14 protein-coding genes are annotated in these 14,751 nt (G+C 69.5%); 5 read left to right on the top strand and 9 right to left on the bottom strand.

The window, feature by feature from the left end:
- Positions 1-91: 91 nt before the first annotated feature.
- The 9 genes from ehuA to pip form a co-directional block, all read right to left on the bottom strand.
- Entirely contained in the window at positions 92-913 is an 822-nt protein-coding gene (gene ehuA / locus AMA02S_RS26335) for an ectoine/hydroxyectoine ABC transporter ATP-binding protein EhuA (RefSeq protein WP_067462644.1), read from the bottom strand.
- Positions 900-1,553, bottom strand: a complete 654-nt coding sequence (gene ehuD / locus AMA02S_RS26330) for an ectoine/hydroxyectoine ABC transporter permease subunit EhuD (protein ID WP_067462641.1) — start codon at positions 1,551-1,553, stop codon at positions 900-902. The genes ehuA and ehuD overlap by 14 nt, the downstream gene beginning before the upstream one ends.
- Positions 1,553-2,272, bottom strand: a complete 720-nt coding sequence (gene ehuC, locus AMA02S_RS26325; RefSeq protein WP_067462638.1) for an ectoine/hydroxyectoine ABC transporter permease subunit EhuC — start codon at positions 2,270-2,272, stop codon at positions 1,553-1,555. Before ehuC ends, ehuD begins: the two co-directional genes overlap by 1 nt.
- A gap of 4 nt (positions 2,273-2,276) precedes the next feature.
- The gene (gene ehuB, locus AMA02S_RS26320; RefSeq protein WP_067462635.1) at positions 2,277-3,167 is read right to left on the bottom strand and encodes an ectoine/hydroxyectoine ABC transporter substrate-binding protein EhuB; all 891 of its coding nucleotides are present in this window, start codon (positions 3,165-3,167) and stop codon (positions 2,277-2,279) included.
- Between the two features lie 94 nt (positions 3,168-3,261).
- A complete protein-coding gene (gene thpD, locus AMA02S_RS26315) occupies positions 3,262-4,167 on the bottom strand; it encodes an ectoine hydroxylase (RefSeq protein WP_067462632.1) in 906 nt (301 codons plus the stop codon).
- Positions 4,167-4,562, bottom strand: coding sequence for an ectoine synthase (locus AMA02S_RS26310; protein ID WP_067462629.1), 396 nt, complete (start codon positions 4,560-4,562; stop codon positions 4,167-4,169). Before AMA02S_RS26310 ends, thpD begins: the two co-directional genes overlap by 1 nt.
- Positions 4,563-4,607: 45 nt before the next feature.
- Positions 4,608-5,870 (bottom strand): diaminobutyrate--2-oxoglutarate transaminase, encoded by a 1,263-nt coding sequence (gene ectB, locus AMA02S_RS26305; protein ID WP_067462626.1) that lies wholly within the window; start codon positions 5,868-5,870, stop codon positions 4,608-4,610.
- 76 nt (positions 5,871-5,946) lie between these two features.
- Positions 5,947-6,480: a diaminobutyrate acetyltransferase gene (ectA, locus tag AMA02S_RS26300; protein ID WP_067462622.1), complete on the bottom strand. Its 534-nt coding sequence runs from the start codon at positions 6,478-6,480 to the stop codon at positions 5,947-5,949.
- 640 nt (positions 6,481-7,120) lie between these two features.
- Positions 7,121-8,089, bottom strand: coding sequence for a prolyl aminopeptidase (pip, locus tag AMA02S_RS26295; protein ID WP_067462619.1), 969 nt, complete (start codon positions 8,087-8,089; stop codon positions 7,121-7,123).
- Positions 8,090-8,377: 288 nt separating this feature from the next.
- Here pip and AMA02S_RS26290 point away from each other — a divergent pair, with 288 nt between their 5' ends.
- The 5 genes from AMA02S_RS26290 (at position 8,378) to AMA02S_RS26270 (ending at position 14,739) form a co-directional block, all read left to right on the top strand.
- On the top strand, positions 8,378-10,084 hold the full coding sequence (locus AMA02S_RS26290; RefSeq protein ID WP_067462616.1) for a coiled-coil domain-containing protein: 1,707 nt from the start codon (positions 8,378-8,380) through the stop codon (positions 10,082-10,084).
- Between the two features lie 183 nt (positions 10,085-10,267).
- Positions 10,268-11,971, top strand: coding sequence for a CTP synthase (gene pyrG, locus AMA02S_RS26285; protein ID WP_067462613.1), 1,704 nt, complete (start codon positions 10,268-10,270; stop codon positions 11,969-11,971).
- Positions 11,968-12,597 carry an NUDIX domain-containing protein gene (locus AMA02S_RS26280; RefSeq protein WP_067462610.1) on the top strand — a complete coding sequence of 210 codons (630 nt, stop codon included), beginning with the start codon at positions 11,968-11,970 and terminating at the stop codon, positions 12,595-12,597. The genes pyrG and AMA02S_RS26280 overlap by 4 nt, the downstream gene beginning before the upstream one ends.
- A 73-nt stretch (positions 12,598-12,670) precedes the next feature.
- A complete protein-coding gene (gene xerD, locus AMA02S_RS26275) occupies positions 12,671-13,726 on the top strand; it encodes a site-specific tyrosine recombinase XerD (RefSeq protein ID WP_245667843.1) in 1,056 nt (351 codons plus the stop codon).
- Positions 13,727-13,872: 146 nt separating this feature from the next.
- Positions 13,873-14,739, top strand: a complete 867-nt coding sequence (locus AMA02S_RS26270) for a ParA family protein (protein WP_245667868.1) — start codon at positions 13,873-13,875, stop codon at positions 14,737-14,739.
- The last annotated feature ends 12 nt before the right edge of the window (positions 14,740-14,751 follow it).

Here is a 14,751-nt window from a genome sequence, read left to right as displayed (position 1 = left end):
TCCCAAGACGCGGCGTTCGCGCGGGATCGCCCGCGTCCCCGGGGCGACGGGGACGCGGGCGAGGCACGGGCGGCCGCGCCCGTCCTGTCCGCTAGGAGGCGAGCACGGCTTGCAGGAAGTCCCGGGTGCGCTGCTCGGACGGTTCGCCGAAGATCTGGTCCGGCGGGCCCTCCTCGACGATCTGCCCTTGGTCGAACATCAGGACCCGGTCGGAGATGTCCTTGGCGAAGGTCATCTCGTGGGTGACGCACAGCAGCGTCAGATCGCTCTCCCGGGCGATGTCGCGCAGCAGGTCCTGGACGCCGACGACGAGCTCGGGGTCGAGCGCGGACGTCACCTCGTCCAGGAGCAGCACCTTCGGCTCCATCGCCAGCGCCCGCGCGATCGCCACACGCTGCTGCTGCCCACCCGACAGCTGCGACGGATGCGCGTCTACCTTGTCGGCGAGGCCGACCATGTCGAGCAGCCCGCGCGCGCGCTCGACCGCCTCGCCCTTGGACACCCCCAGCACCCGCACCGGCCCCTCGGTGAGGTTGCGCAGCACGTTCATGTTGGGGAACAGGTTGAACTGCTGGAACACCATGCCGACCTGCTTGCGCATCTCGTGCAGGTGCTTCTGGTTCGCGGGGACGCGCTTGCCGCCGCGGTCCATGTGCCACAGCGTGTCGTCGCCGATCCAGATGACGCCGTCGTCGAGCTTCTCCAGCGTCATCAGCAGCCGCAGGATCGTCGTCTTGCCCGATCCGCTCGGCCCGATGAGCGTCACACGCTCGCCCGGGGCCACGGTGAAGTCGAGCTCGCGGAGCACGACGTTGTGGCCGAACCGTTTGACGACCTTCTCGAAGCGGATGCCGGGGGCGTCGCCGTGCGGACGCGCCGCGCCCTTTTCTGGTGTGGTGTCAGTTGGTGGCATAGCGCCTCTCCAGGCGGCGGACGAGAATCGAGGAAATGACGCTGACCACGATGAACAGCACGCCCACCATGGTCATCGGCTCCAGGTACTCGAAGGTTCTGGATCCGATGGACTGCGCGGAGCTGAGCAACTCGGTGACGCCGATCGCCAGCAGCAGCGGCGAGTCCTTGAACATCGCGATCAGGTAGTTGCCGAGCGTCGGGATCACCTTGCGGATCGCCTGCGGCAGGACCACGTCCAGCCACACCCGCGATCTCGGCAGGTTCAGCGCGGTCGCCGCCTCCCACTGCCCGCGCGGGACGTCGGCGATCCCCGCCCGGTACACCTCGGCCGTGTAGGTGGAGTAGTGCACCCCGAGCGTGATCACACCGGCGGTCAGCGACGAGAGCGTCACCCCCCACACGGGCATGACGTAGTAGACGAAGAACAGCTGCGGGATCAGCGGGGTGCAGCGGATGAACTCGGTGACCCACCGGACCGCCTGCCGGACGAGGACGTTCGGTGTGCGCCGCAGCAGCGTCCAGACCAGGCCGAGCAGGATCGCGATCACGTAGCCGAGCAGCGTCGCGATGACGGTGTAGCGCAGGCCCTTCAGCAGGTCGGGGATGATGTCGCCGGTGTACTGCCAGTCCCATTCCATCAGCTCGACACCCCCGTCCCGGGTGCGCCGGCCGATATCGTCCCGAGCGAGGGCTCACGGGAGGGACGCCGGCCGAGCATCCGGTCGACGCGGCGCTCGGCGAGGCGGACGAACAGCTGCAGAATCTGCGCGACGACGAAGTACAGGACGAGGACCACCGAGAAGGCGGCGACGGTCTCGCCCGTGCTGCCCTGGAGGTTCTTGGAGACCTTCGTCAGGTCGACCAGGCCGACCAGCGAGACGATCGCCGTTCCCTTCATCAGCTCGATGAGCAGGTTGCCGAACGGTGGCAGCATCAGCGCGAAGCCCTGCGGGAGCAGGACCCGGCGCAGCCGTTGGACGGGCGGGAAGTTCAGCGCCACCGTCGCCTCGTACTGCGCCCGCGGTACCGCCTTGATCGAGCCGCGCACCACCTCCGCGCCGTAGGCGCCGACGTTCAGGCCGAGCGCGAGCACCGCCGCGAACATCGTCGAGGTGAGCTTGATACCGACCAGGGGCAGTGCGTAGAAGAACCAGTACAGCAGGACGAGCGTCGCGGTGCCGCGGAAGAACTCCACATACACCCGGTTGAGCGCGCGGATCCCCCCGTGCCGCGAGGTGCCCGCCAGCCCGAAGACCAGCGCGAGCACCAGCGCCACGCCGCTGCCGTAGACGGTGAGCTGGACGGTGAGCCACGCGCCCCTGAGCCACTGCTCGTAGCCGTCGAGGACCTCGGACACCTGATCAGCCCTGGCAGAACTTGGCGGCGGTGTCGCCCGGCGCGGGGATCTCCGCCTGGGTGAACCCGAACGGCTGGATGATCGGCAACAGCCGGTTGCCCTTCTTCAGCTCGGCGAGCTTGCCGTTGAAGGCGGTCACCAGGTCGGTGTCGGCCTTGCGGAACGCGAACGCGCCGGCGCCGAGCTGCTCCTTGCCGTCGATGACCGGCGTGAACGGCTGGGTGACCTCGTACGGCTCGCCCTGGTGCTTGGACAGCAGGTCCGCCAGCGAGATGCGGGTCAGCCAGATGCAGTCGATGCGCCCGGACTTCAGCCCCTCGTAGGCGCTCGCCTGGTCGGGGAAGACCTTGATGGAGCCCTTCTTGACGCCGCTCTTCTCGGCGTACCCCTGCTCGACGGCGCCTTCCAGCACGCCGACCTTCACGTCCTTCTTGCCCGGGTCGTCCTGCTTCGTCAGCCCCTTGGGGTTGCCCTTGCGGACCATGAAGGCACTCTTGGCCACGTACTCGGGGTCGGAGAACGCCACCGAGCCGCAGCGCTCGGGGGTGATGAACATGCCGGCCGCGATCACGTCGAACCGCTTGGCGTTGAGCCCGCCGATCAGGCCGGCGAAGTCGACCTGGACGCCCTCCACCTTGTCGATGCCGAGCTCCTTGAAGACCGCCCGCGCGAGTTCGGGTGCCTCCCCGGTCAGCTTGCCGGACTTGTCGGTGTAGCCGTACGGGGCCTCGTTGGCGAAGCCGACCGTGATCTTGCCTGCGTCCTTGGCCTTCTGTAGCGAGCCGCCGCCCGACTTCTCCTTGTCCGGGTCCGTCGTGGAGCAGCCCGCCGAGGCCAGCGGAACCGCGGCGGACAGCAGCACGGCGGTGCGGAGGAAGTCGCGTCTCGAAGTCATCGTTGAACTCCAGGATGGTGTGCCACCGCGCCCGCGGGGGGCCGGACGCCCCCCGCGGGCGCGGGGCCGATGGGTCGGGATTATCGAATTGTTGTCAGGCGACCGGTGTGAAGTCGCGTGCCCCGATGAACGAGGGACGCGGCGCGGGTGCCGAGAACGGCTCGACGCACGTGTTCTCCACGCTGTTGAACACGACGAACACGTTGGAGCGGGGGAACGGTGTGATGTTCCCGTTCGAGCCGTGCATGCAGTTGCAGTCGAACATGGTCGCCGAGCCCGCCGGGCCCGTGAACAGCTCGATCCCGTGCTTGTCGGCCAGGATCGACAGGCTGTTGGGGTCGGGAGTGCCGATCTCCTGACCGCGCAGGGACTCCTTGTAGTGGTCGGACGGGGTCTCCCCGACACAGGCCACGAAGGTCTTGTGCGAGCCAGGCATGATCATTAGCCCGCCATTGTGCACGAAGTTCTCGGTGAGCGCGATGGAGATGCTCACCGCGCGCATGCGGGGCATGCCGTCCTCCGCGTGCCAGGTCTCGAAGTCCGAGTGCCAGTAGAAGTCCTTGCCAGTGAACCCTGGCTTGTAGTTGACCCGGCTCTGGTGCACGTAAACCTCGGAGCCGAGGAGCTGCCGGGCCCGGCCGACGACGCGGGGGTCGCGGACGAGGGTGGCGAAGACCTCGCTGATCTTGTGGACCTCGAAAATGGAGCGGACCTCGTCCGAACCGCGTTCGGTGACGGTGCGCTCGTCGGCCAGGATGGCGGGGTCGGAGGCCATCCGGCGCAGCTCGGCGCGGTAGTCCTCCACCTCGGCGGGCGCGAGCAGGTCCTGGACCGACAGGTAGCCGTTGGCGTCGAACGAGTCGAGCGTGGCGGCGTCGATCGGACCGTCCTGCGGGCCGCCGTACACGACGGGGTCCTGCCGGTACAGCAGCGCGGCCTCGGCGGCCTTGCGGGTGGGGTAGGCGTCGTCGATCGTCGGGTGGGATTCGATGATGCTCATCAGGCGTCCTCCTCGGTGAGCAGCGGGTAGATGCCGTTCTCGTCATGGACCTCCCGGCCCGTGCAGGGCGGGTTGAAGACGCAGACGGTCCGCAGGTCGGTGTGAGCCCGCAGGGTGTGGTGCTCATGCCCATCCAGCAGGTACATCACTCCAGGCTCGATCCGATGCTTCTCGCCGGTCTCCTCGTTGACCAGCTCCCCCTGACCACCGATGCAGTACACCGCCTCGATGTGGTTCGCGTACCACATCTTCGTCTCGGTGCCCGCGTACAGGATGGTCTCGTGCAGCGAGAACCCCACGCCCTCCTTGGCCAGGACGAAGCGGCGGCTGCACCAGGTCGGGGCCTGTACGTCGCGCTCGGTGCCGATGATGTCGTCAAGGGAACGAACGATCATGAATCTCCTCTTTTCCGCTGATGCCGGGCCGATACCGGGACCGGGTCAGACGGCGACCGTCGTGCGGACGGCCTCGACCGACTCGGCGATGATCTCCAGGCCGCGGCCGAGGTCGGCCTCGGAGGTGGTGAGCGGCGGCAGCAGCTTGACCACCTCGCCCTCCGGCCCGGAGGTCTCCATCAGCAGCCCGCGGCCGAACGCCTCCTCGCAGACCTTCGGCGCGAGCTCGGCGTCGGACATGACCAGGCCCCAGGCCATGCCGCGGCCCCGGACGGAGTCGACGGCCCCGGCGTGCGCGAGGGCGATCTCGTTCAGCGCTGTCTCGACCTGCTGGCCCTTGGCGATGGTCTGCTTCTCCATCCCGGCGCCGACCCAGTAGTCCTCCAGTGCGGCGACGGCGGTCACGAACGCCGGATTGAAGCCGCGGAAGGTGCCGTTGTGCTCGCCGGGCTCCCACACGTCCAGCTCGCGGCGCATCAGCGTCACCGCGAACGGCAGCCCGTACCCGCTGAGCGACTTGGACAGGCAGACGATGTCCGGGGTGATCCCGGCGTCCTCGAAGCTGAAGAACGGTCCCGTGCGACCGCAACCCATCTGCACGTCGTCGACGATGAGCAAAATGTCCTGCCGGCGGCACAGGTCCTGGAGTCCGCGCAGCCACTCGGCGGTGGCGACGTTGATGCCGCCCTCGCCCTGGACGGTCTCCACGATCACCGCGGCGGGCTTGTCCAGCCCGCTGCCGCTGTCCTCCAGCATCGTCTCGAACAGCAAGAAGTCGGGCGTCCGGCCGTCGAGGTAGTTGTCATAGGGCATCGCGACACCGTGCCCGAGCGGCACGCCCGCGCCGGTGCGCTTCATCGAGTTCCCGGTGACGGCGAGCGCGCCCAGCGTCATGCCGTGGAAGGCGTTGGTGAAGCTGACGACGGTCTCCCGGCCGGTGTACTTGCGCGCGAGCTTCAGCGCGGCCTCGACCGAGTGGTTGCCCGCCGGGCCGGGGAACTGGACCTTGTAGTCGAGCCCACGCGGGGCGAGCACGTACTCATTGAACCGTTCCAAGAAATCCCGTTTGGCGGTCGTGTACATGTCCAGGCTGTGCACGACCGCATCCTCGGCGAGGTAGTCCATCAGCCGGCGTTTCAGCTGAGGATTGTTGTGCCCGTAGTTCAGGGTCCCCGCGCCGGCGAAGAAATCGAGGTACCGACGTCCGTTCTCATCGGTCATGTGGCTGCCCTGTGCCGTCGTGAACACCGTGGGCCAGCCCCTGCAATAGCCGCGGACTTCCGATTCCATGCGGGCGAAAACGTCCATGTCTGCCTCCGGCAGGTTGGATGGGGAGCGGGGTTGGTGCGGGGTCGGGTGGGATCGGTCCTCCCGCGACGGGCGGTCAGTCCGCGGTGGAGAGCGGCCCGATCCGGAAGAGCACCTCCGGCTCATGTCCCCCTTCGGGGAAGTGCTCCGCGCCGAACAGGGGGCTGCGGGAGAGCTCGCAGCCCTGGTCGCGGGCGAACGACTCGAACATCGCGGTGGAGGCGGTGTTCCCCGGCGTCACGGTCGCCTCCATGAACCGGTGGCCGCGCGCGGCCAGCCAGTCCAGCATGCGCCGGGCCAGGCCCTGGCCACGGTGGGCCTCGTCGACGGCGACCTGCCACACGAAGAGTGTGTCGGGACGGGACGGGCGGGCGTAGCCGGTGATGAACCCGCAGGCGGCGCCGCCGTCGTGCGCCACCACGGATGTGCCGGCGAAGTCGCGGCACCACAGCGTGTAGCTGTAGGGCGAGTTCACGTCCAGGACCCGGGAGTCACGGGCGATCCGCCAGAGGTCGGGGCCGTCGGCGAGGCTCGGCTCCTGGAGTTGCACGTCCACGTTCGTCTCGTTGTCGGGGCGTCGGGTCGTTGATTCCAGGTATTGCGCTGCCATGTCCAGGCAACTTAGCGAATCTCGCCGAGTGATCGTTCCCGAATGTTATCTGCGAGATGTTTGATCCGCAGCTACCGCGGGTATGGCAGTAGGCTTGCCAAATCCGAAGATATTTCGGCCATGTTAACGCGGGCCGAAGGCGCGTATTTTCCCGCGCTGTGCAGGCGGGACGGCTGAATGGGCGGAAGGCGCCTCATGCTGCCGATCTGCGGGTCACTCTAGTGATTCCCCCGAGTTTGGCGAGCAGTTTTGTGTATCGGTTCTGTGAGGTGAATCACTTGGATTCGTTGTCAACGCGGCCCTGTATGCGGACGTCGTCACCTGTCTGCGGAGGTCGGGCAGGTCGCGCGGACCCTGGGGCGGATGGGGATCAAGGCGTCCACGTGGGCTCGGGGACGGGGTTCACACTCTCCTTCGATCGAGACATGACTTATTTCTGAGTAAGGCGATGGTTGCTGTTAGGTGAGGGAACTGCTGTTTTTGGGACGTCCGGGAGCAAAATTGAGGACCCCACGGGAAGCCGGGCCCCAAGCTCATTCCGGGCCCACCGCCGTCCATGTTGCGGCGGCCCCGGAATCTCCGCTTGCCGGAACCGGTCAGACGGCACTCGGCGGGTTTTCAGATTGTCTTCAGGGGGCATTCAGGGTTTCTTCGCGAAGCGGTCGGTCGCCTCGATGAGATGGTGCAGGATCCCCGGCTCACTGTAGGCGTGCCCGGCGTCGTCGACGATGTGGAACTCCGCCTCCGGCCACGCCCGATGCAGGTCCCACGCCGTCGCGACCGGCGTGCACACGTCGTAGCGGCCCTGGACGATGACGGCGGGGATATGCCGGATCTTGCCCACGTCCCTGATCAGCTGCTCGTCTTCGAAGAAGCCCTCGTTGACGAAGTAGTGGTTCTCGATCCGGGCGAACGCGACCGCGTAGTCCGGTTCGCCGAACCCACCCGCGAGCTCGGCGTCCGGCCGCAGCGTGATCGTCGAGCCCTCCCACGTCGCCCACGCCTTGGCGGCGGCGACCCGCACGTCCCGATCGGGTGAGTTGAGCCGCTCGTGGAACGCGGACATGAGGTCCTCCCGCTCGTCCTCCGGGATCGGCTCGATGTACTTCTCCCACAGGTCGGGGAACAGCAGCGACGCCCCCTCCTGGTAGAACCAGTACAGCTCGAACGGCCGCAGCGTGAAGATCCCCCGCAGCACCAGCTCCGTGACCCGCTCCGGATGCGTCTGCGCGTACGCCAGCGACAGCGCGCTGCCCCAGCTCCCACCGAACACCAGCCAGCGCTCGACCCCGAGGTGCTCGCGGAGCCGCTCCATGTCGGCGACCAGGGTCCAGGTGGTGTTCGCCTCCAGCGACACCTTCGGGTCCTTGGCGTGCGGCAGGCTACGCCCGCAGTTGCGCTGGTCGAACAGCACGATCCGGTACGCCTCCGGGTCGAACTGCCTGCGGTGCTCCGCGTTGCACCCGCCACCGGGGCCGCCGTGCAGCATCACCGCGGGCTTGCCGTCGGGATTCCCGCAGACCTCCCAGTAGATCTGCTGTCCGTCGCCGACGTCGAGCAGGCCAGAGTCGTACGGCTCGATCGGCGGATACAGGGTGCGAGGCTCCATGGGGTGCGATTGTTCCACCAGCGCCCCTCGTCGCCGTGTTCCCGCGCCCTCGGAATGTGACCCCCGGCACCGTCGGAGGTCTCCTCGGGGCCCCACAAGGGCGGTGATCAGGCATCCGGCGTGCGCGAACACGCCACGAGGATCACGAAACTAAACCCCAAACTGGGCAAACGCTGCGCGGGTCGGCACTAGAGTGCCTTTCGTGAGCGAAGCGACGAGCCGCAGGGCGAGGAGTGAAGCGAGCACCATGTCCATGGCAGCCCCGCAAGCCGCCAGGCGAGGAACAACGTGAGTGAGCTGAACGGATCGGGTGGTTCGCGCGGGGTCCCGGACGCGGGCTCCCCCTGGCCCGCGATGGGACGTGACCCCGGACGGGGGACCGACGTGCCCGTCCCTGCCGCCCAGCAGCCGATACAGATGGCCAAGCCCCAGCAGACCGGCGAGCCGCCGCGTCCCGAGGTCGAACAGCCCGAGGCCCAGCCCTGGGACATCGTCGAGCGGCTCCGCCAGATGGCCGACCTCATCGGCGACGCGCTCGCCGCCGGCGAGCGCAAGGTCAGCGAGGCGCAGACCGAGACCGCCGCCCAGGTCGCCGCCGTCCAGGCGGAGAAGGAGTCGGCGCAGCGGGACGCGGCCGCGGCGTGGGGTGAGGTGCAGCGCGCCCGGGGTCAGGCCGAGCAGGCCGACCGCCGTGCCGTCGAGGCCGAACGCCGCGTCGCCGAGGCGCAGACCGAGACCGCCGCGCAGATCGCCGCCGTCCAGGCGGAGAAGGAGTCGGCGCAGCGGGACGCGGCCGCGGCGTGGGGTGAGGTGCAGCGCGCCCGGGGTCAGGCCGAGCAGGCCGACCGCCGTGCCGTCGAGGCCGAACGCAAGGTCGCCGAAGCCGACCGCCGCGCCGCCGAGGTTCAGAACGAGGCCGTCACTCAGATCGCCGCGCTGCAGACGGAGAAGGAATCAGCGCAGCGCGACGCCGCCGCCGCGTGGAACCAGGCCCAACAAGGCCGCGCCCAGGCCGACCAACTGCGCGGCCAGGCCGAACAGTCCCGCGTCCAGGCCGACCAGGCGCGTGCTCAGGCCGACCAGGCCCGAGCCCAGATGGAACAGTTCCAGGCCCAGGTCGAGCAAGCCGAACGCCGCGTCGCCGAGACCGAGGCCACCGTCCGGCAGGCCATCCAGCAACGCGACGCCATGAGCGAGGCCCGCGACGACGCCCTGCGCGCCGTCGAGGACGCCGTCGGCGGCCGCCGCTCCGCCGAGTCCGAACGCGACCGCGTCGCCGAGCAGGCGTCGGAGCTGTCACGGGCCCTGGAGAACGCGCACAGCGAGCTGGCGACACTGCGCGCCAAGGTCACCGACGCCGAGATGACCGCCCAGAACCTCCAGCACGCCGTCGTCGCCGCGGGCAAGGAGGCCGACGAGAGCCGCCGCCGCGCCGAGGTCGCCGAACGTCGCGCCCAGGAGAACGAGCGCCGCGCGCAGGACTCCGAGCGCCGCGCACAGGACGCCGAACGCCGCGCCCAGGAGTCCGGCGGGCGCGCCGAGGTGGCCGAGACCGAACGGCAGCAGGCCCTCGACACCGCCGCCCAGTCACTCGACGCCGCCAAGAAGGCCGAACGCGAACGCGACGCCAACGCCAAGGCCAGGGAGGCCGCCGAACGCACGAGGGAGGCCGCCGTCCAGGCCCAGGCCCGCGCCGAGTCCGAGCTCACCCTCGCCCGCGGCCGAGCCGACCAGGCCGGCCGCGAACGCGACAAGGCGGTCGCCGGCATGCGCCAGATGGCCGCCGAACGCGACGCCGTGGCCGAAAAACTCGCCGAACGCGACCAATGGGTCGACCAACTCGCCCAGGCGGTCACCGAGCAGCGCGCCTCGATCGCCGAACTCTCCCAGGAGCGCGACGCCGCCCGCAACGCCGCCGACCAGGCAAGATCCCTCATCGACGAACTCACCCGACAACTCCGCACCATCATGCCCACAGCGGCGCCCCGTCTATAGCAGTGCCGTTGGCGGTCGGGCCTTGGAGGCCCTCCCTTCAACGGGTACTGCGATCGCCGCGGTGGCCGTGGAAGGAGGGCCGCTGGGCCCGCCGCCGAGGGCACTGCCATGAACTATGCAATAAGCTGGTGCTCCGTGGACAGTGAGTCTGTTCCGCCTCGCAACGACCACGGGAGTGTCTTCTTGCCTTCGGCAGCCACTGGTAGCACACGACCTACCAAGCATCTCTTCGTCACCGGCGGCGTCGCCTCAAGCCTCGGCAAGGGACTGACGGCGTCCAGTCTCGGGCGGCTTCTGGCACTTCGTGGCCTGCGGGTCACCATGCAGAAGCTCGATCCCTACCTGAACGTCGACCCCGGGACGATGAATCCCTTCCAGCACGGTGAAGTGTTCGTCACCGACGACGGGGCCGAGACCGATCTGGACATCGGGCACTACGAGCGGTTCCTGGACACCGAGTTGCACGGGTCCGCCAACGTCACCACGGGTCAGGTCTACTCGAATGTGATCGCCAAGGAGCGGCGCGGGGAGTATCTGGGGGATACCGTCCAGGTCATCCCGCATATCACCAATGAGATCAAGGACCGGATCCGGGGCATGGCCACCGACCCGGAGGTCGACATCGTGATCACCGAGGTCGGGGGGACCGTCGGGGACATCGAGTCGCTGCCGTTCCTGGAGTCGGTCCGGCAGATCCGGCACGAGATCGGGCGCGACAACTGCTTCTTCCTGCACGTGTCGCTGCTGCCCTATATCGGGCCGTCCGGTGAGCTGAAGACCAAGCCGACGCAGCACTCGGTCGCCGCGCTGCGCTCGATCGGCATCCAGCCCGACGCGATCGTGTGCCGTTCGGACCGGCCGATCACCGACGGGCTCAAGCACAAGATCAGCCTGATGTGCGACGTGGACCGCGAGGCCGTGGTGTCCGCCGTCGACGCCGCCAGCATCTACGACATCCCGAAGGTGCTGCACTCGGAGGGGCTGGACGCCTACGTGGTGCGCCGCCTCGGCCTGCCGTTCCGTGACGTCGACTGGGGGGCCTGGGACGAGCTGCTGCGCCGTGTCCACAAGCCGGCGCGGGAGGTCACGATCGCGCTGGTCGGCAAGTACATCGACTTGCCCGATGCGTATCTGTCGGTGACCGAGGCGCTGCGGCACGGCGGGTTCGGCAACGATGCGAAGGTCCATATCCGCTGGGTCAAGAGCGACGATTGCGAGACCCCCGAGGGCGCCAAGCGTGAGCTGGACGGTGTGGACGGGGTTCTCGTCCCGGGCGGGTTCGGGGTCCGCGGGATCGAGGGCAAGCTCGGCGCGGTCCGGTACGCCCGTGAGAACCGGATCCCGCTGCTCGGCATCTGCCTCGGCCTGCAGTGCATGGTCATCGAGGCGGCCCGGACGCTCGGCGGGCTCGCCGACGCCGGCAGCGCCGAGTTCGACGCGACCACGGCGCACCCCGTCGTGGCGACCATGGCCGACCAGCTCGACGTCGTCGCGGGGGAGCGTGACATGGGCGGGACGATGCGGCTCGGCCTCTACCCGGCGGATCTCGCCGAGGGATCCTCCGTCCGGGAGCTGTACGGGGAGGCGAAGGTCTCCGAACGGCACCGGCACCGGTACGAGGTGAACAACGGCTATCGCGAAAGGCTGGAGGAGGCCGGTCTGCGGTTCTCGGGGCTGTCGCCCGACGGGCGGCTCGTCGAGTACGTCGAGCTGCCCCGCGATCAGCACCCGTTCTTCGTCGGCACCCAGGCGCACCCGGAGTTCCGGTCCCGGCCGACCCGTCCGCACCCGCTGTTCCTCGGGCTGGTCTCCGCCGCGCTCGACTACGCCGAGGCCCGCGGGGGCACGGGACCGGAGGGCGACGCCGGTCGCGTGACCGCCCGGTGAGCGCCGACGACGTCCGCGACCGTCCGGAGCGGTGGACGGTCACCGGGCGGGACACCGCGTTCGAGGGGCACGTCTTCGCGGTCCGCCGCGACCAGGTGGAGATGCCGCGCGGCGACGGCACCGAGATCGTCGGGCGGGACGTCATCGAGCATCCCGGCTCCGTCGGGATCCTCGCCCTCGACGACCGGGACCGTGTCCTGCTGCTGCGGCAGTACCGGCATCCCGTCGGGCACCTGTTGTGGGAGGCTCCCGCGGGGCTCCGCGACGTCGCCGGGGAGCCGCTGCACAAGCTCGCCGAGCGGGAACTGCTGGAAGAGGCCGGCTATCGCGCCGACCGCTGGGACACCCTGGCCGACGTGTTCCCCTCGTCCGGCATGTCGGACGAGCGTGTCCGGATCTTCCTTGCCCGGGGGCTGACCGAGGTGCCCGCTGTGGAGATCGACTTCGAGCGGGTGCACGAGGAGGCGGACATGCCCATCGTGTGGGTCCCGCTGGAGGAGGCCGTCCGGAAGGTGCTCGCGGGCGAGGTGCACAACATGGTCGCGGTGGTGGGGATCCTCGCCGTGCACGCCGCCCGCGCCGGTGGCTACCGCGACCTGCGGCCCGTCGACGCTCCCGAGGGCTGACGGGCGGCGGCCACGCCCCGCGTGCGGCGCGGGCGCCGCGCGGATGAGGTCTCCCGGGGGTTCGGGAGGGGGCATGATGGGCACGACCCGCACGGCCGACCGGCCCCGCCCGACCGCCAGAAGAGGTGCCGCACTGTCCACGAGCACGACCGGCCGGAGCGCCGCGCGGCCCCCCGCGGAAGACGCCGGCACGGGTTCCCCGCTGGACTCGGCCGTGCGCACCTACCTCGGGCACCTCGCCGTCGAGCGCGGCCTGGCCGCCAACACCCTCAGCTCCTACCGCCGTGACCTGCGCCGCTACGCCCTCATGCAGGACGCGCGGGGCCACGCGTCCATCGCCGAGATCACCGAGGACGACGTCCGGGCGTTCCTGGTGGGCCTGCGTGAGGGCGATGCCGACCACCCGCCGCTGTCGGCGGGCTCGGCGGCGCGGGCGCTCGTCGCCGTCCGCGGGCTGCACCGGTTCGCGTTGCGCGAGGGCCTGGCGTCGGGTGATCCCGCGCACGACGTCAAGCCGCCCACGCCGCCCCGGCGGTTGCCCAAGGCCATCTCCCTGGACGAGGTCGAGCGGCTCCTCGCCGTGGCGGCCGGCCCGTCCGACGGCGACGCCGGCGCCGCCCGCGGCCTGCGCGATCGCGCGTTGCTGGAACTGCTGTACGGGTCCGGTGCGCGGATCTCCGAGGCCGTCGGCCTGGACGTCGACGACCTCGACCTGCGGGAGGGCTTCGCGCGCGTCGCGGGAAAGGGGGGAAAGGCGAGGATCGTCCCTGTCGGTGACTACGCACGGCAGGCGGTGGAGGCCTACCTCGTCCGCGCTCGCCCCGAGCTGGCCCACGCCGGACGCGGCGGCCCCGCGCTGTTCCTCAACGCCCGCGGCGGGCGGCTCTCGCGGCAGGGCGCCTGGATGGTGCTGCGCGCCGCCGCCGGACGGGCCGGGCTGTCGGAGGTCTCCCCGCACACGCTGCGGCACTCCTTCGCCACCCACCTGCTGGACGGCGGCGCTGACGTGCGGGTCGTGCAGGAGTTGCTCGGACATGCCTCCGTGACGACCACACAGGTCTACACTCTCGTCACGGTGCAGCTGCTGCGCGAGGTCTACGCCACCTCGCATCCCCGCGCGCGGAGCTGACAATTCCCGACGATCGGCGCGCGTCGGCTTGAGCCGCGGGGGGCGGGGGCCTAGAGTCCCCGTTCTGGATGGCGTTTCCGGCCTGTCCGGGGAGGGATCTGGTGACCAGCACAAAGGGTGCGGAGGGAGTGCTCTCCTCCGCCACCATAGAGACCGATCCGAGCCGAGCCCTCGGTCCCACTCAGCGACCCGTGCCCGTCTTTGCCGAACCGGAGCCGCCCGCGGAGCACGGGCCCGCGCGGATCGTCGCCGTCTGCAACCAGAAGGGCGGCGTCGGCAAGACGACCACGACCATCAACCTGGGCGCGGCGCTCGCCGAGTACGGCCGCCGTATCCTGCTCGTCGACTTCGACCCCCAGGGGGCGCTGTCGGTCGGGCTCGGCAAGGGCGACCCGCGTCAGCTCGACCTGACGATCCACAACATGCTGCTCGAGAAGGACACCGAGTGGGAGGACGTCGTCATCGAGACCGGCGTCGACGGCATGGACCTGCTGCCCAGCAACATCGACTTGTCGGGTGCCGAGGTCCAGCTCGTCCACGAGGTCGGCCGCGAGTACATCCTCCAGGGATCGCTGAAGTCGGCGATCCCGCACTACGACTACATCCTCATCGACTGCCAGCCGTCGCTCGGCCTGCTCACCATCAACGCGCTGGCCGCCAGCGAGGGCGTGCTGATCCCGCTGGAGTGCGAGTACTTCGCGATGCGCGGCGTCGCGCTGCTGATGGAGACCATCGAGAAGGTGCAGGGGCGCATCAACCCCGACCTGGTCATCGACGGCGTCCTCGGCACCATGTACGACTCGCGCACCCTGCACACCCGCGAGGTCCTCGGCCGCATCGTCGAGGCCTTCGGCGACAAGGTCTTCCATACCGTCATCAATCGCACGGTGCGGTTCCCCGACGCGACCGTCGCGGGTGAGCCGATCACCTACTTCGACCCGAACTCGATGGGGGCGAACGCCTACCGCGGCCTGGCGCGGGAGGTGCTCGAACGGTGGGCGCACGTCGAGTGAGGGCCTGCCGCC

Origin of the sequence: Actinomadura macra NBRC 14102 (assembly GCF_001552215.1) — a bacterium.
In the GTDB taxonomy this organism is placed as follows: domain Bacteria; phylum Actinomycetota; class Actinomycetes; order Streptosporangiales; family Streptosporangiaceae; genus Spirillospora; species Spirillospora macra.
Note: the sequence above shows the minus strand (reverse complement) of the source record. Positions and strands in the feature narration are given on the sequence as shown.